At 43.2% G+C, this 22,791-nt stretch carries 26 protein-coding genes, 1 tRNA gene and 2 pseudogenes; 11 read left to right on the forward strand and 18 right to left on the reverse strand.

Annotated elements, in window-relative coordinates:
* Window positions 1-149: 149 nt before the first annotated feature.
* The 3 genes from KDW03_RS01040 to KDW03_RS01050 all read right to left on the reverse strand — a co-directional run bounded on the left by KDW03_RS01040 (window position 150) and on the right by KDW03_RS01050 (window position 1,407).
* Window positions 150-767 (reverse strand): hypothetical protein, encoded by a 618-nt coding sequence (locus KDW03_RS01040; protein ID WP_271435552.1) that lies wholly within the window; start codon window positions 765-767, stop codon window positions 150-152.
* 157 nt (window positions 768-924) lie between these two features.
* The gene (locus KDW03_RS01045; RefSeq protein WP_271435553.1) at window positions 925-1,086 is read right to left on the reverse strand and encodes a hypothetical protein; all 162 of its coding nucleotides are present in this window, start codon (window positions 1,084-1,086) and stop codon (window positions 925-927) included.
* 84 nt (window positions 1,087-1,170) lie between these two features.
* Complete coding sequence (locus tag KDW03_RS01050; RefSeq protein WP_271435554.1) at window positions 1,171-1,407, reverse strand: hypothetical protein; 237 nt, start codon at window positions 1,405-1,407, stop codon at window positions 1,171-1,173.
* A gap of 127 nt (window positions 1,408-1,534) precedes the next feature.
* On the opposite strand from KDW03_RS01050, the gene KDW03_RS01055 reads away from it, so the two are divergent.
* From KDW03_RS01055 to KDW03_RS01065, 3 genes are all read left to right on the forward strand, one after another.
* Window positions 1,535-1,610 (forward strand) — tRNA-Pro (locus tag KDW03_RS01055).
* Window positions 1,611-1,633: 23 nt separating this feature from the next.
* A complete protein-coding gene (locus tag KDW03_RS01060; protein WP_271435555.1) occupies window positions 1,634-2,263 on the forward strand; it encodes a protein-L-isoaspartate(D-aspartate) O-methyltransferase in 630 nt (209 codons plus the stop codon).
* A gap of 55 nt (window positions 2,264-2,318) precedes the next feature.
* Complete coding sequence (locus tag KDW03_RS01065) at window positions 2,319-2,609, forward strand: hypothetical protein (RefSeq protein WP_271435556.1); 291 nt, start codon at window positions 2,319-2,321, stop codon at window positions 2,607-2,609.
* 232 nt (window positions 2,610-2,841) lie between these two features.
* On the opposite strand, the pseudogene KDW03_RS01070 reads toward KDW03_RS01065, so the two are convergent.
* Window positions 2,842-4,023 (reverse strand): annotated as a pseudogene (locus tag KDW03_RS01070) (integrase catalytic domain-containing protein); the annotation flags it as partial.
* 24 nt (window positions 4,024-4,047) lie between these two features.
* Window positions 4,048-4,242, reverse strand: coding sequence for a hypothetical protein (locus KDW03_RS01075; RefSeq protein ID WP_271435557.1), 195 nt, complete (start codon window positions 4,240-4,242; stop codon window positions 4,048-4,050).
* A gap of 344 nt (window positions 4,243-4,586) precedes the next feature.
* Between KDW03_RS01075 and KDW03_RS01080 the strand changes: the two genes are divergently transcribed.
* Window positions 4,587-5,795: an aspartate kinase gene (locus KDW03_RS01080; RefSeq protein WP_271435558.1), complete on the forward strand. Its 1,209-nt coding sequence runs from the start codon at window positions 4,587-4,589 to the stop codon at window positions 5,793-5,795.
* Here KDW03_RS01080 and KDW03_RS01085 read toward each other — a convergent pair.
* The 11 genes from KDW03_RS01085 to KDW03_RS01135 form a co-directional block, all read right to left on the reverse strand.
* A complete protein-coding gene (locus KDW03_RS01085) occupies window positions 5,785-6,453 on the reverse strand; it encodes a nicotinate-nicotinamide nucleotide adenylyltransferase (protein ID WP_271435559.1) in 669 nt (222 codons plus the stop codon). The two genes, KDW03_RS01080 and KDW03_RS01085, sit on opposite strands and share 11 nt — an antisense overlap.
* On the reverse strand, window positions 6,450-7,415 hold the full coding sequence (locus tag KDW03_RS01090) for a carbohydrate kinase family protein (RefSeq protein WP_271435560.1): 966 nt from the start codon (window positions 7,413-7,415) through the stop codon (window positions 6,450-6,452). The genes KDW03_RS01085 and KDW03_RS01090 overlap by 4 nt, the downstream gene beginning before the upstream one ends.
* Window positions 7,408-8,151: a pyridoxine 5'-phosphate synthase gene (pdxJ, locus tag KDW03_RS01095; protein WP_271435561.1), complete on the reverse strand. Its 744-nt coding sequence runs from the start codon at window positions 8,149-8,151 to the stop codon at window positions 7,408-7,410. The genes KDW03_RS01090 and pdxJ overlap by 8 nt, the downstream gene beginning before the upstream one ends.
* A gap of 76 nt (window positions 8,152-8,227) precedes the next feature.
* The gene (locus KDW03_RS01100; protein ID WP_271435562.1) at window positions 8,228-8,821 is read right to left on the reverse strand and encodes a class I SAM-dependent methyltransferase; all 594 of its coding nucleotides are present in this window, start codon (window positions 8,819-8,821) and stop codon (window positions 8,228-8,230) included.
* A gap of 21 nt (window positions 8,822-8,842) precedes the next feature.
* On the reverse strand, window positions 8,843-9,109 hold the full coding sequence (locus tag KDW03_RS01105; protein ID WP_271435563.1) for a hypothetical protein: 267 nt from the start codon (window positions 9,107-9,109) through the stop codon (window positions 8,843-8,845).
* Between the two features lie 10 nt (window positions 9,110-9,119).
* Window positions 9,120-10,304, reverse strand: coding sequence for an FprA family A-type flavoprotein (locus tag KDW03_RS01110; protein ID WP_271435564.1), 1,185 nt, complete (start codon window positions 10,302-10,304; stop codon window positions 9,120-9,122).
* A 78-nt stretch (window positions 10,305-10,382) separates the two neighbouring features.
* Entirely contained in the window at window positions 10,383-11,087 is a 705-nt protein-coding gene (gene rd / locus KDW03_RS01115; RefSeq protein ID WP_271435565.1) for a rubredoxin, read from the reverse strand.
* A 53-nt stretch (window positions 11,088-11,140) separates the two neighbouring features.
* Complete coding sequence (locus KDW03_RS01120) at window positions 11,141-11,452, reverse strand: sulfite exporter TauE/SafE family protein (RefSeq protein WP_271435566.1); 312 nt, start codon at window positions 11,450-11,452, stop codon at window positions 11,141-11,143.
* Between the two features lie 41 nt (window positions 11,453-11,493).
* Entirely contained in the window at window positions 11,494-12,522 is a 1,029-nt protein-coding gene (locus tag KDW03_RS01125) for a calcium/sodium antiporter (RefSeq protein WP_271435567.1), read from the reverse strand.
* Complete coding sequence (locus KDW03_RS01130; protein ID WP_271435568.1) at window positions 12,474-12,965, reverse strand: hypothetical protein; 492 nt, start codon at window positions 12,963-12,965, stop codon at window positions 12,474-12,476. Before KDW03_RS01130 ends, KDW03_RS01125 begins: the two co-directional genes overlap by 49 nt.
* Before the next feature lie 10 nt (window positions 12,966-12,975).
* Entirely contained in the window at window positions 12,976-13,638 is a 663-nt protein-coding gene (locus KDW03_RS01135; RefSeq protein WP_271435569.1) for a hypothetical protein, read from the reverse strand.
* Window positions 13,639-13,832: 194 nt separating this feature from the next.
* Between KDW03_RS01135 and KDW03_RS01140 the strand changes: the two are divergent.
* Window positions 13,833-15,057 (forward strand): annotated as a pseudogene (locus tag KDW03_RS01140) (integrase catalytic domain-containing protein).
* 558 nt (window positions 15,058-15,615) lie between these two features.
* Here the strand turns inward: KDW03_RS01140 and KDW03_RS01145 are convergent.
* Window positions 15,616-16,416: an IS1595 family transposase gene (locus KDW03_RS01145; RefSeq protein ID WP_271435570.1), complete on the reverse strand. Its 801-nt coding sequence runs from the start codon at window positions 16,414-16,416 to the stop codon at window positions 15,616-15,618.
* A 747-nt stretch (window positions 16,417-17,163) separates the two neighbouring features.
* Between KDW03_RS01145 and KDW03_RS01150 the strand changes: the two genes are divergently transcribed.
* The 6 genes from KDW03_RS01150 (at window position 17,164) to KDW03_RS01175 (ending at window position 21,397) form a co-directional block, all read left to right on the forward strand.
* Window positions 17,164-17,667, forward strand: a complete 504-nt coding sequence (locus tag KDW03_RS01150; RefSeq protein ID WP_271435571.1) for a helix-turn-helix domain-containing protein — start codon at window positions 17,164-17,166, stop codon at window positions 17,665-17,667.
* Window positions 17,651-17,875: a hypothetical protein gene (locus KDW03_RS01155; RefSeq protein WP_271435572.1), complete on the forward strand. Its 225-nt coding sequence runs from the start codon at window positions 17,651-17,653 to the stop codon at window positions 17,873-17,875. Before KDW03_RS01150 ends, KDW03_RS01155 begins: the two co-directional genes overlap by 17 nt.
* Complete coding sequence (locus KDW03_RS01160; RefSeq protein WP_271435573.1) at window positions 17,832-18,338, forward strand: hypothetical protein; 507 nt, start codon at window positions 17,832-17,834, stop codon at window positions 18,336-18,338. The genes KDW03_RS01155 and KDW03_RS01160 overlap by 44 nt, the downstream gene beginning before the upstream one ends.
* Before the next feature lie 128 nt (window positions 18,339-18,466).
* A complete protein-coding gene (tyrS, locus tag KDW03_RS01165; RefSeq protein ID WP_271435574.1) occupies window positions 18,467-19,669 on the forward strand; it encodes a tyrosine--tRNA ligase in 1,203 nt (400 codons plus the stop codon).
* The gene (locus tag KDW03_RS01170; protein WP_271435575.1) at window positions 19,666-20,442 is read left to right on the forward strand and encodes a class I SAM-dependent methyltransferase; all 777 of its coding nucleotides are present in this window, start codon (window positions 19,666-19,668) and stop codon (window positions 20,440-20,442) included. Before tyrS ends, KDW03_RS01170 begins: the two co-directional genes overlap by 4 nt.
* The gene (locus KDW03_RS01175; protein WP_271435576.1) at window positions 20,426-21,397 is read left to right on the forward strand and encodes a tRNA dihydrouridine synthase; all 972 of its coding nucleotides are present in this window, start codon (window positions 20,426-20,428) and stop codon (window positions 21,395-21,397) included. The genes KDW03_RS01170 and KDW03_RS01175 overlap by 17 nt, the downstream gene beginning before the upstream one ends.
* Here the strand turns inward: KDW03_RS01175 and KDW03_RS01180 are convergent.
* Window positions 21,394-22,635, reverse strand: a complete 1,242-nt coding sequence (locus KDW03_RS01180; protein WP_271435577.1) for a putative DNA modification/repair radical SAM protein — start codon at window positions 22,633-22,635, stop codon at window positions 21,394-21,396. The genes KDW03_RS01175 and KDW03_RS01180 overlap by 4 nt on opposite strands.
* Window positions 22,636-22,791 lie beyond the last annotated feature (156 nt).

Consider the following 22,791-nt stretch of genomic DNA (forward strand, 5'->3'; position numbering starts at 1 on the left):
TAGGCATGAGAGAAGGTTTTGTCAACTTTCAGAAAAGCAAGAAGTGTCGCAGGCTAGAGACTATTGTACATATTTTTTAGAATTTTATCCCGTTGCGTCAAATAAAAAAGTACTCGAAATTCGAATCATTGCCTCATAAAAAAAAGTACTCAAAAATTCCATACAGTTTCCTCCAAATTTTTGTTTTTTACATTCTTTTTCTTTTGAAGGCTGAAAAGTTTTCTCTGGCAAGCTGTAATTTTTTGTCTTAGGTGAAACAAATCGAGAGCCTTATAAAGCCTTGTTAGGCGTTCCTTTTGTGCCACACTTACATAAGAGCTTTCTAAAAGCCGCTGGTAGGGAGTTTTAATATCATCATGCTTCTTTTGCACCTTGCTTCCGATTCTCTTTTTCTCTGTCATTTTCATAACCGGTTGAAAAAAGTTGGCATAAAGCCTGAGATACGCATAGAGTCGGTTCAAGTAGTAGACTTCTTCCTCGGTATCGTAGCGGAAGTATCCAACATTCTGGCGGACTATGGAATAGTTGTTCTGCTCAACGTAGCAGTTATCATTGGAACGGGAGCTTCTCCCCCTTGTAAATTTTATCTGGTGCTTCTCACACCAATCGCAGAGGATGATTAATAAATTCAGCACCGTATCAGAATCAATTCCCCGTAACTCAAAAGGAAGTCTTCTTTGGACTTTTTCTATGGCTTCTCTTACCCATTTTGAAGCCTTGTTTTTGATTGCCACAAGTTCTGTCCAACCGCTCCAAACATCCACCATATTTAATGTTTGAGCAAAATCTCCCCGCTATTTCCTCCCTCATGGGCTACCAGATCAATCTCCATGAACCCAGGGCAATTTTCATCCCACTCTGCCCACGTGCGTATAGCTATTTGTTGCTTTAATAGCGTTCCAGGCTTTGTACCTTTTCGTCCTTTTATCTCAAGCTTTTACGCTCATGTTTCAAAAGTCGGTCAATACTTGAAGCACTTATATGGCGCAAGTTTTCTATAGCCTGTGGAGAACCGTGGAGATGTCCGTTTGCTAAGAGATTATCTAAAACTTCATTGAGAATCGGTTTTAAGCGGTTGCCACACATGTAGTTTTCAATTTCCCAGACCTTTTTAAGTTTTAGTTCTTCTTCGCATCTTTTTTCTTTCTGCCAGGTCTTTTGTCTCTTTTATTATATCGGTTTTAAGGTAATTTTTTTGCCTACATAGATGGTTTTTTTTCTCCAGGTTGCCTCAAGAGCCTGGGGCATAGTTTCGATTTTTAGGCCTGTTATCCTCACAAAATAATCCAGTATCTCCATTTTGCTGGTTTTGATACTCTTTTTCGCCGTTTCTGTAATAGGTCTCCTTTCAACATCGCTAACTCCACCTTGTACCTCCAGTTCTTTGAACTGGATTATTTTATACACAGATTTGGAGTACTTTTTTATTTTGAAGCAACGTTCCCTTTTCGAGTACTTTTATTATGAAGCAATTCGTTTATTTGACTTTTTTCTTTTTTCGCTGTACAATAAGAGCTCTAAAAAACAAAAGATTCGGGGTGTAGCGCAGTCCGGTTTAGCGCACTACCTTGGGGTGGTAGGGGCCGCCAGTTCAAATCTGGCCACCCCGAATTTTCTTTTTTTAGGGGGGACTATGGATTCTGATCAAATGTCCCTCGAGAGGATGCTCAAGCATCAAATCATCGCACGGGGTATTGATAATCCCCGGGTTTTAGAGGCCATGCGTGCCGTTCCCAGACATCTTTTCGTTCCCGAGAGTCTCCGTGATCAAGCCTATGAGGACTACCCTCTTCCCATCGGATATGGACAAACCATCTCACAACCCTACATTGTAGCCCTTATGACAGATATCCTTAAACTCGAAAAGCACCATAAGGTCCTGGAAATCGGTACTGGCTCAGGATACCAGTCGGCCATCCTCAGTCTGCTTGCCTCCAGAGTTATCACCATCGAACACAAAGAAACCCTCTGGAAAAAGGCAAAAGATCGGCTCAACAGCTATCCCAACATCCTCTGTATCTATGGAAATGGCTACGAAGGATATCCGCTGGAAGCCCCCTACGACAGAATCCTCCTCACAGCAGCTCCTCCCAACATCCCTCAAGCACTGCTTGATCAACTCACCCCCAAAGGTATCCTGGTAGCCCCTGTAGGAGAATTCCATCAAAAGCTAGTACGCATCACCAAAGAACAGAATAACCAACTCCATGAGGAATACATCTGCGATGTTATCTTTGTTCCCATGATTCCAGAAAAAGAATAACTGAACTTCTTGCATTTTTTTGTCGATAATGTATAAACAACAAAAGGAGAAAAATATGAAAAATATTCTCTGGATATTTTTTCTTGTTCTTCTCACAGGATGTGCCAAAACCATCAAACCAGCTCCTGAACCACCCAAAAAAGATAACGGCTATGTCATCTTTGTCTCCCGGGGCGGTGAAGGTGAATGGCAACTGGTAGACAGTGAAGGGAAAAGACTCGTCCCCACCAATCTTTCTCCTGCTCTCAAGGTTCACAATCTGCGGGTGTATTTTAGCTATGAGGAGTTGTTCCGACGTGAAGATGGGACCATTGTGGTGAGAATCACAAACATCTCCATTGAATAAAATCCCGTCATCCCCTGAAACTTTCATCATCGTATGAGGTTGTTTCACCGAGTGTTTTCCCTCGTATTTTTTCTTTTTTTTAACAACCTATTTTCCAGTGCCAGGAAAGAAATAATCACCCAAACTTTTCCAGGTAACAGAACCTCTCTTAAACAAAATGCCCCCATTTTTCCCGTTGCGTCAAATAAAAAAGTGCTCGAAATTCGAATCATTGCCTCATAAAAAAAAGTACTCAAAAATTCCATACAGTTTCCTCCAAATTTTTGTTTTTTACATTCTTTTTCTTTTGAAGGCTGAAAAGTTTTCTCTGGCAAGCCGTAATTTTTTGTCTTAGGTGAAACAAATCGAGAGCCTTATAAAGCCTTGTTAGGCGCCCCTTTGTGCCTCACTTACATAAGAGCTTTCTAAAAGCCGTTGGTAGGGAGTTTTAATATCATCATGCTTCTTTTGCACCTTGCTTCCGATTCTCTTTTTCTCTGTCATTTTCATAACCGGTTGAAAAAAGTTGGCATAAAGCCTGAGATACGCATAGAGTCGGTTCAAGTAGTAGACTTCTTCCTCGGTATCGTAGCGGAAGTATCCAACATTCTGGCGGACTATGGAATAGTTTTTCTGCTCGACGTAGCAGTTATCATTGGAACGGGAGCTTCTTCCCCTTGTAAATTTTATCTGGTTCTTCTCACACCAATCACGCAGAGGATGATTAATAAATTCAGCACCGGTATCAGAATCAATTCCCCGTAAATCAAAAGGAAGTCTTCCTTTGACTTTTCTATGGCTTCTCTTACCCATTTTGAAGCCTTGTTTTGATTGCCACAAGCTCTGTCCAACCGCTCCAAACATCCACCATATTTAATGTTTGAGCAAAATCTCCCCGGCTATTTCCTCCCTCATGGGCAACCAGATCAATCTCCATAAAACCAGGGCAATTTTCATCCCACTCTGCCCACGTGCGTATAGCTATTTGTTGCTTTAATAGCGTTCCAGGCTTTGTACCTTTTCGTCCTTTTATCTCAAGCTTTTTACGCTCATGCTTCAAAAGTCGGTCAATACTTGAGGCACTTATATGGCGCAAGTTTTCTATAGCCTGTGGAGAACCGTGGAGATGTCCGTTTGCTAAGAGATTATCTAAAACTTCATTTAAAATTGGCTTTAAACGTTTGCCACACATGTAGTTTTCAATTTCCCAGACCTTTTTTAGAAGTTTTAGTTCTTCTTCGCCGAATTTTTTCTTTCTGCCAGGTCTTTTGCCCTTTTTGGCTATATCGGCTTTAAGGTAATTTTTTTTGCCTACATATATGGTTTTTCCGTGCTGCCTCAAGAGCCTGGCGGCATAGTTTCGGTTTTTTAAACCTGTTATCCTCACAAAGTAATCCAGTATCTCCTTTTTCTCCTTTTTGCTGGCTTTTTGATACTCTGCTTCGACAAGCTCAGCATATCATTTCGCCGTTTCCCTGTAAATAGGTCTCCTTTCAAACATCGCCACCCCAATTCCGGTTGGCGAGCTTGTCGAGCCACGGTTGGCGAGCTTGTCGAGCCACGGTTGGCGAGCTTGTCGAGCCACGGTTGGCGAGCTTGTCGAGCCACGGTTGGCGAGCTTGTCGAGCCACGGTTGGCGAGCTTGTCGAGCCACGGTTGGCGAGCTTGTCGAGCCATGAACTGGATTATTTTACACAAATTTAAAGTACTTTTTTATTTTGCAATAGCGTTCCCTTTTCGAGTACTTTTATTATGAAGCAATTCGCTTCCTTGACAATTGGTTTGAATAGCTCTAAAATATTCTTCGTCTCAATCATATCTGGCCTCCTGTGATAGTTTTATTTATATTATCACAGGAGGTTATCTTTTTCCTACCAGACACAATTAAGTATACACTGCCCTTTTCGAGTACTTTTATTATGAAGCAATTCGGTTTTTTGCAAAAAATTTTATTCTGCTTTACAATAGCACGACTTTAATTTACTGAAGGAGAAAGAAGTGGCGCTCATTGTCCAGAAGTTTGGCGGCACATCGGTAGGCGATATCGAAAGAATCAAGAATGTCGCCAAAAAAGTGAAAGCTACCAGAGATGTAGGGAATGATGTGGTGGTTGTTGTTTCTGCCATGAGTGGCAATACGGATTACCTCATCAATTTGGGCAAACAGATAACCCCCAATCCCGATAAACGGGAAATGGACATGCTTGTTTCTACGGGGGAACAGATCTCTATTGCGCTTCTTGCCATTGCTTTGAATGATATTGGTGCAAAGGCTATCTCTTTTAACGCTATGCAGGTTGGGATCAAAACAACCTCGGACTATACAAAGGCAAAGATTTTAGATATCAATACGGAACGGATTCGCAAAGCTTTACAGGAAGGCTATATCGTTGTTATCGCCGGCTTTCAGGGAGTAGATGAGAAGTTTAACATTACTACTCTTGGGAGAGGAGGATCAGATACAACAGCAGTTGCTGTAGCGGCAGCTCTCAAGGCAGATCGTTGTGATATTTATACGGATGTGGACGGGGTGTATTCGGCTGATCCACGGATTGTTCCCCATGCAAAAAAGTACGATGTGATTACCTTTGATGAGATGCTGGAACTTGCCTCTCTGGGAGCAAAGGTGCTCCATGATCGTTCGGTAATGTTTGCAATGAAATACAATGTTCCCTTGCGGGTTCTCTCCACCTTCGTTGAGAACGAAGGAACACTCATTGTCAAGGAGTATAAGGGTATGGAAAACATGGTTGTTTCTGGCATTGCCAAAAAGACAGACGAGGTTCGTATCAGTATTGTTGGAGTTCCGGATAAACCAGGGATTGCCGCTAACATCTTTCAACGACTCGCCGAACATAAAATCAATGTGAATATGATTGTTCAGTCAGTTGGACATGATGGGAAAAGTGAGATTTCCTTCACAGTTCTGGCCACCGATCTTGCTGATGCCAAGAATGTGATGAAGACGGTTCAGGAGGAGATTGGGGCTTCTGCTGTTGAGTATGATGAGAACATAGGGATTGTTTCCGTGGTGGGTATTGGCATGAAGACAACTTTTGGTGTTGCTGCTGCCGTCTTTGAAGAACTGGCCAAAAATGGGATCAATATAGAGATGATTTCTACCTCTGAGATCAAGATCTCCGTGGTGATTAAAAAGGAGCTTGCTGATGAAGCTGTACAGGTGCTCCATGCACGGTTTATCGGTTAGTTGCCAGGGATTCTAGAGCTACTTGTACCGTTTCTGGCACGAGACCGGAGAGGTTCTCTCCTTTGAGCCAGGCTTCCCTTACTTTTGTTGAGGAAACATCTACTTCGAAGGGGGGGAGTTTCACAAAAGGCATGTCTGGAAATTCGGCAGCATGGGGGCGGGTTCCTACACATACCTGGGCTAAGGAGAAGATCTCCTCGTATCTTTTCCATGTGTGAAAGACGGCAGCTTCATCCTGCCCGATGAGGAGAAAGATTTCGTCCTCAGGATGATCGAGCTTGTATTTTTTGAGGGTATCGATTGTATACGCTGGTTTGGTTTTTTCTTTTTCTGCTTCCCAGAGTTTCCATCCCGGACAGGGATGATAAAAACGTCTATAAACAGCGAGTAAAGAGGCGAGGGAGGTTGGGGGAAATTTCCCGAGTTTTTGTGCAGAGATCTCAAGTTCTTCGGGTGGTTCGAGGCAAAAGGCAATCTTTGTCAAAAAAACCCGTACTTCATATCCCCAGAGGTCGTTGAAACTCTTGTGAGGTGGGAAAGCAGTCGGGACAAAGAGAAGCGTATCCAGGGCAAGAAAAGTTGTCGCTGTTTCCGCTAAACGGAGATGTCCCATGTGTGGTGGATGAAAAAGACTCCCCAAAATCCCCACCCGACTCATGATGGCATATGCTCCTGATAACGGGCGAGAAATTTTTCAACCTCTTCTTTTGAAGGAAGAGCCGGGATAGCTCCTCGACGGGAGACGGTTATTGCTGCTACAGCAGAAGCCCATTTGAGGATCTGAAGAAGCCTTTCCCTTGAAATATGAAAGGGGCGTTCTTCTTGAGAGAGTTGTGAGAGCAATCCTCCTACAAAGGCATCTCCTGCTCCGGTGGTATCTACCACCTCCACGTGATAACTGCCTGTAGAGATTATAGTTTCTTGAAAAAGACAGATCACCCCATTTTCTCCACGGGTGATGAGCACGATGGGGCGGACAAGAGATTTTGCCCAGGCAAGAGCCTCTTCAAAGGTTTCTTTTGCCGAGAGAAAGAGAAGTTCCTCTTCTGAGAGTTTGAGAATATCTACCCACTTCAAGCAGGAGAAAATCTGTCTTTTTGCTTCTTTTAGATCTTTCCACAGGGATGGTCTTAAGTTCGGGTCAAAGGAGATGAGCTTTTTTTTCTTTTTTGCATAACGGAGAGCTTTTTTGGTGACTGTTCTGGCGGGTTGATTGGTAAGGGAGAGAGAACCAAAATGAAAGATCCTGGTGTTTTCGATCGTTTGTTTTTCTTTTCTGCCCCATGGGAGGAAAAGATCAGCTCCCGGTTTGCGGTAGAAACTAAAACTTCTTTCTCCTTTTTTATCGAGATGGACGAAAGCAAGGGTGGTGGGGGCCTGTGAGGTTCGGTAAATACACGAGGAGTCAACGGTATTTGCTTCGAGTGTGTGGATAAGAAGATCCCCGAAAAAATCCTGTCCTACTGTTCCGATAAAAGCCGATCGTACTTCCAGACGGGCACAGGCCACGGCTACATTTGCCGGCGCTCCTCCGGGATTGGGTTCATAGAGAAAACCTTCTCTTCCTTGAACAGGTGTCATATCCATGAGGATTTCACCCATGGATACAATATCATACATGGTATGGCTCCTGGCCTTTTCTCCCATGATGCATTACCTCCAACATCTCACGAACAGCCTGTTCTATGCCTACAAAAAGAGCCCTCGCGACAATGGCGTGTCCAATATTGAGGGTATGAAGTTCTGGGATGGCAGCAATACGGGCGGTGTTATCGTAATTGAGACCGTGCCCTGCGTTTACCTGAAGACCGAGGGAGGCAGCTACTTTTGCTCCTTCTCTTAGTCTTTCGAATTCGATATCCTGTGTTCGGTCGTTTGCTTCTGCGTACCTTCCTGTATGGAGTTCGATCATATCTGTTTTTGTTCGTTTTGCAGCCTCGATTTGAGAGGGATCAGCATCTATAAAAAGGCTTGTTTTTATCCCGGCTTCATGAAATCGTTTGACAATGGCGGTGATATCTTTTTCCTGGCTTAAAACATCCAGTCCCCCCTCAGTGGTAAGTTCCTGGCGTTTTTCTGGAACAAGACACACCTCATCAGGTCGTACCTCAAGGGCTATGCGTATAATGTCTTCGGAAAGGGCAAGCTCAAGGTTGAGGCGTGTAGTTACACTCTGGCGCAGTCTTCTTACATCGTGTTCCTGGATATGGCGCCTATCTTCGCGGAGGTGGACGGTGATGCCATGAGCTCCAGCTTTTTCTACCAGGGGAGCAATAGCTACTGGATCAGGGTAGGCTGCCAGACGGATCTGGCGAAGAGTGGCTACATGATCAATATTGACCCCAAGATAGAGCATGTTTGTCTCCTCATGAGTACTCCATGATATTATAAGCCTTGAGAGAGAGGGTGTCAAATATAATAGCAAAAACTTTTTAGTGTTTTTTCATCACGATGGTAAAGTCGTTAATAAGATAGTCGTCGATGAGCCTCAGAGTATCCCCGTATTTTTTCGAAAGAAAATTTACCACTTGCTCGGGATTATAATAGAGGTAGGTGGTTTCCTGGCACTGAGAGCGGCAGTGGAGGGCATTAAATACGACGTACTCCTTGGCCCATAAGTGCATCTTTTCTATAGCGTGGTAAAGAAAATCGTGAGAGTAACCTATGTTTAAGTTAAAAATCCCTGAGGCGAATACAACATCAAAACTTTCAGGTGAAAATATTTCGTTTTGAAAGGGATCACCTGTGAGAAGATGGGCCTCAGGGGAGAGTTTTTGAGCGATGTGGATCATCTCAGGAAGTGCGTCTATCCCTGTGTAATGGAAAGATATATTGTATGCCTTCAGGTAACGATAAAGACTTGCCACCCCACATCCAACATCGAGTAGACTTTTCCCTTCGAGAGATACAGCCTCTTGAAGAACCTCAAAACGCTTCAAATGGGAATAGGCGTCCTCCCAGTCAAGCTTGGCATACTCTTCGTCTGCCGAGAGGAAACGAATGTAGTGTTCTCTTAGTTTTTGCATTGTTATGCCTTATTACGAGATTTATGGATTCTCCCTCAGGGCTTGAATTTTTTTTGCAAGTTCTTTTTCCGCTGGAGAGAAAAGGGTAATATTTTCAAGCCAATAAGAAAGGATTCTTAGCTCAAGAGGGGATATCTCCCATGTGTTTGGCCTTTTTTCTATGAGTTTGAGGATATATTCCTCTTCTCCGAGGACAAGTCGACCATTTCCCCATCTACCTCCTCTGATTACCTTTTGAGCCCATGATTGGAGAATATCCCACTCCTGGGGAGAGAGGTCTAGTTTCATGGATGCCTTCTTACAGAGAAAGAGCCCGATGTTTCTCGGCAATTGTGTCTGCAAGAGTATCGAGGGCGGCAAAATCATTGGGTTTGGGGAATCCCTTGACCATCACCGGTGTGAGAATCTCGGGTTTGTAATTGGTAATAGATCCCTGGATATGTTCCAGCATACGAGAACCCCATCCATACGAGGCAACAATACCCACATGTTTTATAGCTGGGCGCATGAGGTTTAAGAAGTAGAGAATATACGCCATGGCAGGATGCATGCCACCCAGAACCGCACTTACACCCACTACAATGGTAGGAGCATCGATAAGCTCCATGGCAAGTTGTCCTACATCCACATGCGAGAGATGAAAAGGAATGGCTTCAATCCCTCTGTCTATCAAGCGATCGATGAGGTAGTTGATCATGACTTCGGTGCTCCCATGCATCGAGATAAAAGGAAGAAGCACTTTATTTTTCATTTTGTCCGAGATCCACTCGCGGTAAAGAGAGAGGATCACATCAGGGTTGTCATACACAGGACCATGAGTGGGGGCGATCATACGAGCATTAAGCGAGAGGATCTTTTCAAATCCACTGGCAATATTCTGACGAAAAGGATACATGATCTCGGCAAAGTAGCGTTTACTTCCCTCATACATATCTACATCATGTTGGGAAGAGAAGAGATAACTTGAGGCATAGTGAGAACCAAAGAGGTCGCCTGAAAAGAGGATTCTTTCCTCTCTGAGGAAGGTAAACATGGTTTCTGGCCAATGAACCCAGGGGAAAAGAATGAACTCAAGGGTGCGGTTGCCCAGGGAAAGAGTAGTCCTATCTTCAATCACCAAAAACCGCTCATCTGGTAAAAGAAGAAGATCTTGCAGCATAGGCTTTGCTTTCGCATTGGTAACAAGCTTTGCTTCGGGATAAATTTCAAGAATCTTGGGGAGACTTCCTGAGTGATCCTGCTCGGCATGATTAGAGACTACATAGTCCAGTTTTTTTACCCCGAGTCTCGAGAGATTTCCCAGGAGCACGTGAAGCATCTTGGGCTCAATGGTATCGATGAGCACGTTTTTTTCGCTTCCTTCGATGTAGTAACAATTGTAGGTTGTGCCCTCATGCAGGGGGGTGAGTTCATCAAAGGACGTTCTATGCCAGTCTATTCCTCCAACAGCGTAAATACCTTCTGTTATTTTTCTGAGAGACATATGGTTACTCCTTTTTGTTTCGTTAACATAAGAATAAAAGCGGGAAGCCCAAAAGATGACTTCCGGACTTCCAGGGATTTACATTTTGCTGAACTGATCCTTGCCTACCCCACAAACAGGGCATACCCAATTGTCGGGCAGGGATTCAAAGGCTGTTCCTGGAGCAACACCCCCATCTGGATCCCCAACAGCAGGATCATAGATATACCCACATACATTACAAACATACTTTGCCATAGTGGCCTCCTGTATGGATTTGGTTGTTTTTTCTGGTGAAATATAAGTCGGAGCGTTTTTGGATGTTTTGCCTTTCTTAACCTTCCGATAGTAGGCATAGGTGAGAGGGGAACCTTCTGCAAGGGCTTCTGCCGAGAGGAGTTTCCCAATAAAGGTCGTATGGGTATCCACATCCACTGTTTTGAAAACCTCACAAGTAAGATAGGAGAGTCCATGATTTTTGACTATCGGAATTCCTTCAGGAGAACGAAGGATGGTAATGGTATCGTCTATTTTGGGCATTTGTCTTCCTGAACGAAAACCAAACCTTCCCAGAAACTCAAAAGGAGCATCCTGGCTCAGGATGGTGACTCCAAAACGCCCGCTTTTGGCGATATAGTCATGGGTGAGATTGAGTTTATTGAGGATTACCTGAAACGTAGGGGGTTCAGAATTAACCTGACAGAGGGTATTGATAAGACACCCATTTATGGAACCTTCATATTCACTGGTAACAATATAGAGCCCATACGAGACCTGAAAGAGCACCTCAAAATTCACACTCATATCCTACCTCTTTTCTATGTTTTATATAGTATACATAAAAACATCTGTTTTTGTCAAGAAAACCAGAGGGAGAGTGCCACAAAAACAAGGAAAACGGCAAAAAATCGTTTCAAAATATACGTATCCATTCCTATGGCAAGTTTTGCCCCGAGAAAGGCTCCGATAACAAAGCAAAAAGCTATCACAATTCCTACGGGGAGATTTACTAGACCTTTGCGATAGTATTCTAGAAATGCCAGGATGCCTATCGGAGGAAGCATGAGCATAAGGGTCGTTCCTTGGGCGAGTTTTTGGTCAAACCCCAACAGGTACACTAAACCAGGAATGATGAAAATTGCTCCCCCTATTCCCAATAGTCCACTCATGACTCCTGCGAATATACCGAGCAAAACAGCTACAAACCATATCATTTGAGTATCCCCAGCTGGAGAATATAGAGAGCGTACATAACAATCAGAATAGAACCGCTCTTTTTGGAGATTTTCCCTTTACCAGCGAGCATCAATATCCAAACCACCAGAGGAAAAACAAGGTTGAAAGCAATGTCTCGCTGTATTCCTGCAGATATTCCTATAGGCCGAATTAAACCAGAAATTCCCAGGATAAAAAACACGTTAAAGAGATTACTTCCCAGGATATTTCCTACAGCTATGTCCGAAGAGCCTTTTCTTGCCGCAGCGATGGAAGCTGCCATTTCCGGTAGGCTTGTGCCTACTGCTACGATGGTGAGGGCAATGAGACGCTCAGGAATACCGAGAGCTCTTGCTGTAGAGACGGCTCCTGTGACGGTGAGTTTTCCCCCCACGATGAGAAGAACAAGCCCTGTTATAAAGAATACAATAGCCCATGGTAGAGAAACTACCTTTATATCCTCTTCTGCTTCAAAGCCTTCTTGTTTTGCGAGAAAGCCATTATAAATCATAAAAATGATAAAAAATAGAAGAAGTATACCACCCTCGCTTCGACTGAGCTCTACGATGGTTCGTCCATCAAGCCACATGTCTGAGGCGAGGATAAGAACCATCAAAGCCGAAAGAATAACGAGAGGTACCTCAAAAGCTGTTGTTGTCTTCTTGATCACCAGATCCCGAAAAAGAAGCGACACTCCTAAAATGAGGCCTATATTGACGATATTGGAGCCTATGATGTTGCCAAAAGCGATATCTCCGTTGCCGTCAATTGCGGCAAAAATGTTTACCAAAAGTTCTGGTGCGGATGTCCCAAAGGCTACCAGCGTGAGTCCGATGACTATTTCAGGGACGTTAAAATGCTTCGCAATTGAAACACTTCCATCAACAAGCCAATCGCCACCTTTCACGAGACATGCAAGGCCAGCTATCAGAATAAGTATGCCTAAAAGTCCGCTGATCATAAACTCTTCCTCCGTTAGTTGTTTTTCTTTTTTGAGGGAAGAAACGTCTTGATTAAGAGCCATATCCCCCAGAATATGAGTAGTACTCCTGCCAAGACTCGAAAGGAAAGGCCTGGCACAAGAAAATATGCGGCTATAACCACTGCTGTTGCCATTTCCCAGAGTTTGGAAACCTCGAGTGTCACAACAAACTCTGCAAAAAGTCCCACCGAAGCCGCGAGAATAAAGTGCGGCCACAGGGTGGACATATGGTGCCATCCCAGTGTATTGAGAACTATAAAAAACACTACAAGATAAAGAAGATAGGTTATTCCGAAGATTTTGCTAGAAAGATCCTTTCGGCTTTTTACCTCTGAGAGCATAAGAATTACCGGTATGAGAAGAAAAAGTGGCCATAAAGAAAACGCTTTTAACCCCGGTATAAACGTTTCCAGCAGAAAAGCAAGTCCAATTCCGATGAGAAGAATGCCTGTAACTATCACGGAGAAAGGGGGCTTTGTTTGCATGGATAACTCCTTACCACCGAAATCCTATACCCAGAAGAAGCCCAATACCCGACACGTTGATTTTTTCTTTGACGAGATACTCTCCAAGGGGGGTAGATCGAGAGACACTGGCAATATCAAGAGACAATCCTGCCATAGCCTGAGAACGTTCACCGAGAGGGATAATTGCTCCTGGAATAAGCTGAAAACTCAAGAAGTCCCCTGCATAGAAATAGAGATTGCGGTCACTGAGTCTTGCATAATACGTCCATAAAAGTGAATATCCTATATCCAGATCAGTAAAAAAATAAATCGGTTCCCACGCGATCCATGGCCAATAAATTCGGATACCGCCAACGAGCTTTATAAGGTGAGCCTGAACATCGCTTTCAAGAACAGGGGTAGAAACACCGCCAGAGCTGGTATTGCTGAGTGTTTCCTGGTGGCTTGTATACGAATAATCAAGTCCTATTCGCAAAGCGAGAGCCCGGTCTATCATATAGCTGTAGGCTATCTTGGAGCGAAAGCTCACTCCCAGATCCCAGGGGATTCCCATGCCGATGGTTGCCTCAAACACAGAATCTCCTGTTGTTCCCAAATTTTGACTCGGGGATGATGGCGGGAGATTTCCTTCCTGTTGAGCGAAAATGAGAGTAATTATGAGCATTCCTGAAATAAGAAGGCTTTTTTTCATAGTTTCCTCCTTGTGATGGGAGATGATGTTAGAATGGTATTATTGTAGAATTGAATACAAAAAAAAGCAAGTTTTCGAATTGCTTCATAATAAAAGTACTCGAAAAGGGAACGTTGCTTCAAAATAAAAAAGTACTTTAAATTTGTGTAAAATAATCCAGTTCAAAGAACTGGAGGTAAAAGGTGGAATTAGCGATGTTTGAAAGGAGACCTATTTACAGGGAAACGGCGAAAGAGTATCAAAAAGCCAGCAAAAAGGAAAAAATGGAGATACTGGATTATTTTGTGAGGATAACAGGCCTAAAAAATCGAAACTATGCCGCCAGGCTCTTGAGGCAGCACGGAAAAACCATCTATGTAGGCAAGAAAAATTACCTTAAAGCCGACATAGCCAAGAAGGGCAAAAGACCTGGCAGAAAGAAAAAATTCGGCGAAGAGGAACTAAAACTTCTAAAAAAGGTCTGGGAAATTGAAAACTACATGTGTGGCAAACGTTTAAAGCCAATTTTAAATGAAGTTTTAGATAATCTCTTAGCAAACGGACATCTCCACGGTTCTCCACAGGCTATAGAAAACTTGCGCCATATAAGTGCTTCAAGTATTGACCGACTTTTGAAACATGAGCGTAAAAAGCTTGAGATAAAAGGACGAAAAGGCACAAAACCTGGAACGTTGTTAAAGCAACAAATAGCTATACGCACGTGGGCAGAGTGGGATGAAAATTGCCCTGGTTTTATGGAGATTGATCTGGTTGCCCATGAGGGAGGAAATAGCCGGGGAGATTTTGCTCAAACATTAAATATGGTGGATGTTTGGAGCGGTTGGACAGAACTTGTGGCAATCAAAACAAAGCTTCAAAATGGGTAAGAGAAGCCATAGAAAAGTCCAAAGAAGACTTCCTTTTGATTTACGGGGAATTGATTCTGATACCGGTGCTGAATTTATTAATCATCCTCTGCGCGATTGGTGTGAGAAGAACCAGATAAAATTTACAAGGGGAAGAAGCTCCCGTTCCAATGATAACTGCTACGTTGAGCAGAAAAACTATTCCATAGTCCGCCAGAATGTTGGATACTTCCGCTACGATACCGAGGAAGAAGTCTACTACTTGAACCAACTCTATGCCTATCTTCGACTGTATACCAACTTTTTTCAACCGGTTATGAAAATGACAGAGAAAAAGAGAATCGGAAGCAAGGTGCAAAAGAAGCATGATGATATTAAAACTCCCTACCAGCGGCTTTTAGAAAGCTCTTATGTAAGTGAGGCACAAAAGGAACGCCTAACAAGGCTTTATAAGGCTCTCGATTTGTTTCACCTAAGACAAAAAATTACAGCTTGCCAGAGAAAACTTTTCAGCCTTCAAAAGAAAAAGAATGTAAAAAACAAAAATTTGGAGGAAACTGTATGGAATTTTTGAGTACTTTTTTTTATGAGGCAATGATTCGAATTTCGAGTACTTTTTTATTTGACGCAACGGGGTTTTTTCAATAGTTGTTCACATGGGTATGCTTTTTTTGATCTCGATGATGCTCTTCCCTTGTTGCAGTAAAAAAACCTTTCACAAACACTCGAAGAACTGAAACAGGGTAAGAGCAGTACGCCTCGATTTCTTCCCTTTCATAAAAAATTCCCCTCTGGATGAAACCTTTTACAAAAAAGGAATCTAAAAAACAAAAGCTCTTACCTTATCACAGTTTTTTCTTTCACATTTCTGCTGCGAAAAAGTAAGAGCAGTTCTCTTTTCCTGCGACAAAGTAATAGCTAACACCCAAATCCCCTTGTCCCTTACTGCAACAAGGGAAGAGCATGGGGTTTTTTATCCCTTTTTCCACTTCTTTTTTGTAAGAAAAAACACTTTTTTGCCTTTTTCGTCAAGGGAAACGAAAAGTTTTCCAAAAAAACAAAATGAAACAAAAACTTTTAGTTTTCTATTTGACAGACGCAGGAAATGTGTTGAGAAAGAAAAAACGAAAACCTACGCCCAGATGGGAAGAATAAGCGGCTCAGCCACCAGCTTTTTCCACGGGAGAAGCTGGCGACGTTTGCCAAGCCTTCTTAAAAGCTCCTCTACCCTTGTGGCAGCATCTTCTATATTAAACCGAAAACAAAACTCATCAAGGTAGCGCTGCATGTGCTTTCGACAACCATAGTGATAGACGTCTTCAAGAAGGTTTTTCAACCCATCGTTAAGGTGGGAAAGCCAAGGCGTTCTTTTTTCCACCGAGGTGTGGCGGAAAAGCTTGCCAAAAAAGTCTGAAAGCCAATCGCTACTCACATCATCCACAAGATGAATGTGAAGTTTAGAAGGGGTATCATCCGCATCAATTTCGACAACCTGCATGGGGGAAAGGTTTTTTCTTTGCTTACGTTTGATACCGGAGAGAAAGAAAAAGGTTTTGACAAGCTTTCGGAGGGATTTCGTGTGATGGCGATTGGTAAGCCGCATAAGGCTTCGTAGCTTCTGAAGAAGAAGCCAGCTTGCCTTGTAGCTAATGTGAAGAAGTTGTGAAAGCTTCACCGCATTTATCCCCCCATCCTGGCAGACAAGAAACATGGCAGAAAGCCAGATTTTTGGCGAAAGATGACTTTTTCGCATGATGGACTGGCTTTTTAAGGAAAATTGTCTTCCGCACTTGGGGCACTGATACACGAGCCGGCACGAGAGAAGATGCGCTTTTTCTTTACACCGTGGGCAAATTGCCCCCTCTGGCCAGAGGGCTTTTTCGAGGATCTGGTAAGATTCTTTTTCTGAGAGTGTGAAAAAATCCTTTTCCATGGTTTTCTCCTTGAAAAATTTTTTTCACACTATATATATCGAAAATTTTTTGTTATAGTTGTTAAAAAAGATGTTTTATATATTTTAAAAGTAAGATCGATGGGGAGATTTTGGGGGTTGAGAAAAATGCTCTTACCTTTTTGCAGTGTGTGGGACAAGAGATTTCCTAAGGTAGGGTAAGAGAAAGTTTTTTCTTTACTGCAACATGGTAAGAGCAAATCTCAAAGTAAGTGAGATTGTAAGAGGGCATATAAAGATTAAACGTTTAAGCTGGAGTTTTCGACGTAAGCTCTTACCCTTTTGCAGTATTATCGCGAGGTTTACCACTGTGAAAAAGTAATAGCTGGAATTTTTCCCACTGTGACAAGGCAACAGAAAGTTTTCTTACTGCAACAAGGGAATAGCTGAAGGGCCTCACTGTGATATGGTAAGAGCTAGCCCAGTTTCTAGACTGCAACATGGTAATAGCAAAAACCTTTCCCCCGCAACAAGGAAACAGCTTTCAGGTCCCACACATTTACTGCAAAATAGTAATACCTAGCGTTTTTTGCACTGCAACAAGGGAAGACACATGAGCATTCGAGTCTCTCCTGTAAAAAGGTAATAACCCATAACACCATTCTCCTCCCTTTTACACTTTTCATACAACTCTTTTAAGATGTCGAAAACAATTTAAAATGTCACACTTTGTGCAAATAGAAATGTCACCTTTTAAAATGCTGCAACTAAAAAAACGAGAGGTTGCAGATGAGAGAGGTGATAACGATGACACTTAAAGCACAGAAGAGGGCAAAAATACTGGAGATGGTAAAGAACAAGAAAATCAAGCAGAAAGATGCTGCAATAATACTGGGGATTTGCAGAAGGCAACTTATTCGAATTTTTAAAGAATATTTATCAAAGGGTGATGAAGCCCTCAATCACAAATTAATAGGCAAACCGGGGAATCACAGAATTAGCAGTGATATCAAAGAGAAAATTATGCAGATAGTACGGAATAATTATAAAGGTTTTAAGCCGACATTTATAGCTGAAAAGCTTTATGAGGAACATCATATAAAAATAGGAGCATCAACGCTTCGTTTATGGATGATGGAAACAGGATTGTGGAAGAAAATAAGAAAAACTGCGAAACACCGTACCAGAAGGCCGAGAAAAGAGCATTTTGGGAGAAATGATTCAAATGGACGGCAGCATTCACGACTGGTTTGGGACAGGCAAAGAAGTCTGTCTGATGAATATGGTGGATGATGCTACAGGCACATCTTACGGTCTTTTCGACACAGGAGAAACGACACAAGTAGCGCTGCAATGTTTGTTTGACTGGATAATGAAATACGGTATTCCTTATTCGATCTATTGTGATTATAAAAGCCTGTTCTATACGAAACGGGAAGCGACCATAGAAGAACAGCTTGCAGGGATTGCCTCTAACAAAGTTTGGAGAGGTCTGCCATAGGCTGGGGATAGAAATGATATATGCCCATAGTCCCCAGGCAAAAGGACGCGTAGAGAGATGGAATGGGATCCATCAGGACAGGTTAATAGCAGAAATGAAACTAAAAAACATAAAGGATATTGACAGTGCCAATCGTTTTTTGAAAGAATATTACTGGGAAAAGAATAACCGAAAATTTAGTAAAAAACCTCTGTCGGATGAAGATTTTCATATTGCATTAATGCCTGATCAGGACTTAAGGAACTATGTTTGTTATACGGCCGAGTGCAAAGTCTATAGAGATTATACAATAAAGTTTTCTAAAAGAATATACCAGATTGAAAAGAAACAACCTATAGCCATAAAACCCGGGGACAATGTTATCTTAAAAACCTGGCTTGATGGAAGTATACATATTTTTAAGAAAAATATCGAATTGAACTTTTTTGAAATAGATGATTATGGTCGTAGAGTTTCGGCATAAAAAAGTGACATTTCTATTTCAATAAAAAGGTGACATTTTAATTTATTTGACAGAATACAACTCTTTTAAGATTGACATTTTTCTTTTTTATCCTTAAACTATAGAGAAAAAACAGAAAGAGGATAGCTATGGGATTTCCATCAGTTGAGGAACAGCTGGCTATTATTACCCGAGGCGCAGTGGATATTGTACCCCTTGAGGATCTCAAAAACAAGCTTGAGCGTTCACGCAAAGAAAATAAGCCACTTCGTATAAAGTTTGGTGCCGATCCTTCTGCACCCGATCTTCACCTTGGACATACGGTGGTTCTTCGAAAACTTCGTCAATTTCAAAAGCTCGGGCACCATGTGATTTTTCTTATCGGAGATTTTACCGGCATGATTGGTGATCCTACCGGGAAATCTTCTACTCGAAAACGACTTTCAAAAGAAGAAGTCCTCGCCAATGCAGAAACCTACAAAACGCAAATCTTTAAGATCCTTGATCCGGAGAAAACAGAGATTGTCTTTAACAGCCAGTGGTGTGGGACAATGACCTTTGCTGATGTACTTGATCTCACCGCCCGTTATACCGTTGCAAGGCTTCTCGAACGAGAAGATTTTGGAAAACGCTACCGGGAAGGCAGACCTATTTCTCTTATTGAGTTTATGTATCCCCTGATTCAGGGGTATGATTCTGTTGCTTTGAAAGCGGATGTGGAGCTTGGCGGAACTGATCAGATGTTTAATCTCATGGTGGGACGAGAGCTGCAAAAAGAGTATGGGCAGGAATCGCAGGTAATTCTTACCATGCCTCTTCTTGAGGGGACGGATGGTACCCAGAAGATGAGCAAATCCCTTGGAAATTATATTGGTATTAACGAACCACCCTCCGAGATTTTTGGGAAAGTGATGTCTATCCCCGATAGTTTGATCTTAAAATATTTTGAGCTTCTGACGGATGTCCCGGATACAACACTCAAGCTTTATGAGCAACAGATGAAACAGGGAGCAAACCCGAGGGATTATAAGGTTCTCCTGGCGAAGGAGATTGTGAGCTTCTATTATTCTCAAGCGGAAGCCGAACACTGTCATGAGGAGTTTGAGCGCATTTTTCGTCAAAAAGGCACCCCGGATGAAATGGCAGAATTCGTTCTTTCTGGTCCGATGACCCTTATGGATGTTCTTATTCAAAGTGCAACCCTCCCTTCCAAAAGTGAGGTTCGTCGGATGCTTCAGCAGAATGCTGTTTCTATCGATGGAGAAAGGGTGACCCAGGAGGGCTTCCTTCTTCAGCCGAACCAGGAACGTGTGATAAAAGTAGGAAAAAGAAAATTTCTCAAAGTCAAATGAGGTGCCCTTATTGTCTTTCTGATCATCTTCGTGTGTGGCATCGAAGCAAGAATACCCTGTATCAGTGCCTGAAGTGTAAATCCAATATCAAGGTATTTTGCAGCGCGGTGGATGTGTATGATGAAACGTATTTCCAGGATCATTATGAACAGGTGTATGGAAAGTCCTACGAGGAAGATGAACCCATGATACGAACCTATGCCCGTCGCCGCCTTTCCATTATTCAATCCATCTTGTCAAAGGGCTTTCTTGTGGATGTTGGTGCGGCGTATGGTTTTTTCCTGGATGAGGCACATATGGCAGGGTATGATGTGGCTGGTGTAGAGATTCATGAGGGTTCCATTCGCTATGTCAGGGATAGGTTTGGGTATCCCTTGTATCGTTCGCTTGATCTTGTGGAGGGAACGATAGATGTGGTGACGGCCTGGTTTACCCTTGAGCATATCCAGGATATTGAGAATTTTATGGACATCTTCGGGAAAAAGCTGCGCGCAGGGGGGTGTCTGGCGCTTGGACTTCCCAATGGCTATGGTGCCTTTGCTCGTTTCAACCCAAAAAAATATCTTAGCTGTCGTCCTGAAGAACACTGCACTGAACCCTCATTGAAAGGGATAGAGATTTTTCTCAAACGTTTTGGTTTTCGGATAGTACGGGAGGAGATTTTCGGGCTTCATCCTGAGAGAATGGGATTGCCTCCAACCCATTTCTGGCAACAACTTCAGAAACGTTTGCGGCTTGGCGATACCTTTGAGGTCTATGCAGTTAGAGAATAGACATCTTTCTATCGGTGGAGTTACCTTTTCTTTGTGGGCTGGAGCGGCTCCACTTGCTGGGTTTTCTCATCGGGCTTATCGCGACTGGCTGCGGCGATGGGGGGCTGGATTTGTAGTTTCCGAAATGGTAAGTGTTGAGGGACTGTACCGGGAGGACAAAAAATCCTGGGAACTTTTGGATGTTATTGGTGAAGAAAATCCATGGATCCAGCTTTTTGGAAAAAGTGAGCCTGCGAAATGGTACGCGGTAACACAGAAGGTGACTAGCCGTCTTGGTATTCGATTGGTGGATGTAAATTTTGGTTGTCCCGTAAAAAAGGTCGTGAAAAATCAAGCCGGTTCAGCACTTCTTGCCTTTCCTAAGGCTATGGGGGATATCATCGGGGCTATCAAAGACGCGGGAGCCATAGCAACCGCAAAGGTCAGACTGGGTATCGATAGTCCTCTGTGGGAAGCATTTCTCCCCGAGCTTGTCAAAGCCGGCGTTGATGCCCTTACGGTTCATGGAAGGTATGCCTCCCAATTCTATAGCGGTCAGGCACACTGGGACCAGATCCGAGCCATTCGGCAGGTGTATTCCGGGATTTTGATAGGCAATGGTGATATTACAAGTCCCGAGTTGGCTGTTCAGCGCAGGATGGAGAGTGGGGTTGATGGGGTAATGATAGGAAGACATGCTATTGGAGCACCATATATCTTCAGACAAATCCGGGAATATCTGGATACCGGAAGCTATAGCCAGCCCTCTTGCGAGGAGTTACGAGAACTTTTGCTCGAGTATGCCAGTTTATATCTTTCGGTAAATCATACAGATTCTCTTGTTCCTGTGAGAGCCACCCTTTTGGCTATGATTCGAGGGTATAGTCAGGCACGCAAACTCAGACAACAACTCTCTCATGTCAAAACCTATCAAGAACTCAAAGAAGTAATAACCCAGTTTTCTCCCCTTCTTTAAAAGGGTTCTTTGAAAAGAGAGAGTTGCTGGGGAGAGTTTTCTTCCCTTGCAAGAAAGTCTTCCAAAGATGCTGAGTGAAGATCAAGAGGTGAACAGGAAATTCCCTGGCAGGTGATAAAAAACTGAGCCCGTTTCATGACGACTCCCATTTTTTTAAGAGACTCAAAAGAAAGGGCACCGTATCGTCTTGCTGAGATGATTCGCTTAGCTGATTTTACCCCTATCCCTGGAACTCTGAGAAGCGTTTCATAGTCGGCAGTACTTACCTCTACAGGGAACATGTCCCTGTGGGTGAGAGCCCACCATGTTTTTGGGTCAAACCGTTCATCAAGCGAGTCGTGTTTTCTGTCAAAAAGCTCATCAACATCGAAATGGTAAAACCTTAATAGCCAGTCTGCCTGATAGAGCCGATGTTCCCGTTTGAGAGGTGGCATAGTGCTGAGGGAGGGAAGCCTGGGATCGGGATTCACAGGGGTATAGGCAGAGTAGTAAACCCGCTTTAAACCGATTTTTTGGTAGAGATAGTGGGAAAGGCGGAGAATCTGTTTATCGGTGTCAGGTGTAGCCCCCACAATTACCTGAGTTGATTGACCGGCGGGAACGTAGAGGGGAGCTTTTTTGCCTTTTTTTCTTTCAGCAAGGAGTGTCTCACGCTGATCGGTGATATATCCCATGATAGAAAAGACTTGTTTTCCATTTTTTTCTGGAGCGAGTTTTTTGAGTGCCCCCTCCGAGGGAAGCTCAATATTGGCACTTAAACGGTCGACATATTTTCCTGCTTCATCAAGCAGATGAAGGCTTGCACCCGGGATGGCTTTCATGTGGATGTAGCCGTAAAAGCCCTGTTCTTTTCGTAGTTTTTTCACCACATCGATCATCATCTGCATGGTGACGTCAGGGCTCTGGAAAACCCCGGAACTTAAAAAAAGTCCCTCAATATAATTTCTTCGGTAGAACTCCATAGTAAGAAAAACGAGCTCATCGACGGTAAAGATAGCCCGGGGGATGGTATTGGAGCGCCGGTTGACACAGTAGGCACAGTCGTAGATGCAGATATTGGTCAAAAGTACCTTTAAAAGGGATATGCATCGCCCGTCGTCTGACCAGCTATGACAGATGCCCGCCTTGAGTGTCGAGCCTATACCCTTTTCCACATAGCGTTCACTTCCCGAACTGGCACACGAAGCGTCGTATCGAGCTGCACCAGCAAGAAGAGAAAGTTTTTCTTGGATGGTCATGGCCTTCCTGCCTTTTCTCATCCATGAGATAATGTGTCCTTGTTATTATCATAACACACCCTGAAGGAAAAGGCAAGTTTTACAAACCCAAAGGTTTCTCGGGACAAAACGAAAAAAGGGGTATGATCACATACCCCTATGCCACGCTTTTGAAGC

Origin of the sequence: Thermospira aquatica, from assembly GCF_023525255.1 — a bacterium.
Taxonomy (GTDB): Bacteria; Spirochaetota; Brevinematia; order Brevinematales; family Thermospiraceae; genus Thermospira; species Thermospira aquatica.

Bases quoted from the DNA above. Each gene is read 5' to 3' on its own strand.
- KDW03_RS01125 (WP_271435567.1), bottom strand. From the start codon at position 12,522: ATGGCTCTTAATCAAGACGTTTCTTCCCTCAAAAAAGAAAAACAACTA.
- KDW03_RS01135 (WP_271435569.1), bottom strand. From the start codon at position 13,638: ATGAAAAAAAGCCTTCTTATTTCAGGAATGCTCATAATTACTCTCATT.
- KDW03_RS01085 (WP_271435559.1), bottom strand. From the start codon at position 6,453: ATGAGTCGGGTGGGGATTTTGGGGAGTCTTTTTCATCCACCACACATG.
- KDW03_RS01065 (WP_271435556.1), top strand. From the start codon at position 2,319: ATGAAAAATATTCTCTGGATATTTTTTCTTGTTCTTCTCACAGGATGT.
- KDW03_RS01155 (WP_271435572.1), top strand. From the start codon at position 17,651: ATGAATATGGTGGATGATGCTACAGGCACATCTTACGGTCTTTTCGAC.
- tyrS (WP_271435574.1), top strand. From the start codon at position 18,467: ATGGGATTTCCATCAGTTGAGGAACAGCTGGCTATTATTACCCGAGGC.
- KDW03_RS01150 (WP_271435571.1), top strand. From the start codon at position 17,164: ATGAGAGAGGTGATAACGATGACACTTAAAGCACAGAAGAGGGCAAAA.
- KDW03_RS01040 (WP_271435552.1), bottom strand. From the start codon at position 767: ATGGTGGATGTTTGGAGCGGTTGGACAGAACTTGTGGCAATCAAAAAC.
- KDW03_RS01175 (WP_271435576.1), top strand. From the start codon at position 20,426: ATGCAGTTAGAGAATAGACATCTTTCTATCGGTGGAGTTACCTTTTCT.
- KDW03_RS01045 (WP_271435553.1), bottom strand. From the start codon at position 1,086: ATGTGTGGCAACCGCTTAAAACCGATTCTCAATGAAGTTTTAGATAAT.
- KDW03_RS01060 (WP_271435555.1), top strand. From the start codon at position 1,634: ATGGATTCTGATCAAATGTCCCTCGAGAGGATGCTCAAGCATCAAATC.
- KDW03_RS01105 (WP_271435563.1), bottom strand. From the start codon at position 9,109: ATGAAACTAGACCTCTCTCCCCAGGAGTGGGATATTCTCCAATCATGG.
- KDW03_RS01170 (WP_271435575.1), top strand. From the start codon at position 19,666: ATGAGGTGCCCTTATTGTCTTTCTGATCATCTTCGTGTGTGGCATCGA.
- KDW03_RS01110 (WP_271435564.1), bottom strand. From the start codon at position 10,304: ATGTCTCTCAGAAAAATAACAGAAGGTATTTACGCTGTTGGAGGAATA.
- KDW03_RS01130 (WP_271435568.1), bottom strand. From the start codon at position 12,965: ATGCAAACAAAGCCCCCTTTCTCCGTGATAGTTACAGGCATTCTTCTC.
- rd (WP_271435565.1), bottom strand. From the start codon at position 11,087: ATGAGTGTGAATTTTGAGGTGCTCTTTCAGGTCTCGTATGGGCTCTAT.
- KDW03_RS01180 (WP_271435577.1), bottom strand. From the start codon at position 22,635: ATGACCATCCAAGAAAAACTTTCTCTTCTTGCTGGTGCAGCTCGATAC.
- pdxJ (WP_271435561.1), bottom strand. From the start codon at position 8,151: ATGCTCTATCTTGGGGTCAATATTGATCATGTAGCCACTCTTCGCCAG.
- KDW03_RS01090 (WP_271435560.1), bottom strand. From the start codon at position 7,415: ATGTATGATATTGTATCCATGGGTGAAATCCTCATGGATATGACACCT.
- KDW03_RS01120 (WP_271435566.1), bottom strand. From the start codon at position 11,452: ATGAGTGGACTATTGGGAATAGGGGGAGCAATTTTCATCATTCCTGGT.
- KDW03_RS01100 (WP_271435562.1), bottom strand. From the start codon at position 8,821: ATGCAAAAACTAAGAGAACACTACATTCGTTTCCTCTCGGCAGACGAA.
- KDW03_RS01145 (WP_271435570.1), bottom strand. From the start codon at position 16,416: ATGGAAAAGGATTTTTTCACACTCTCAGAAAAAGAATCTTACCAGATC.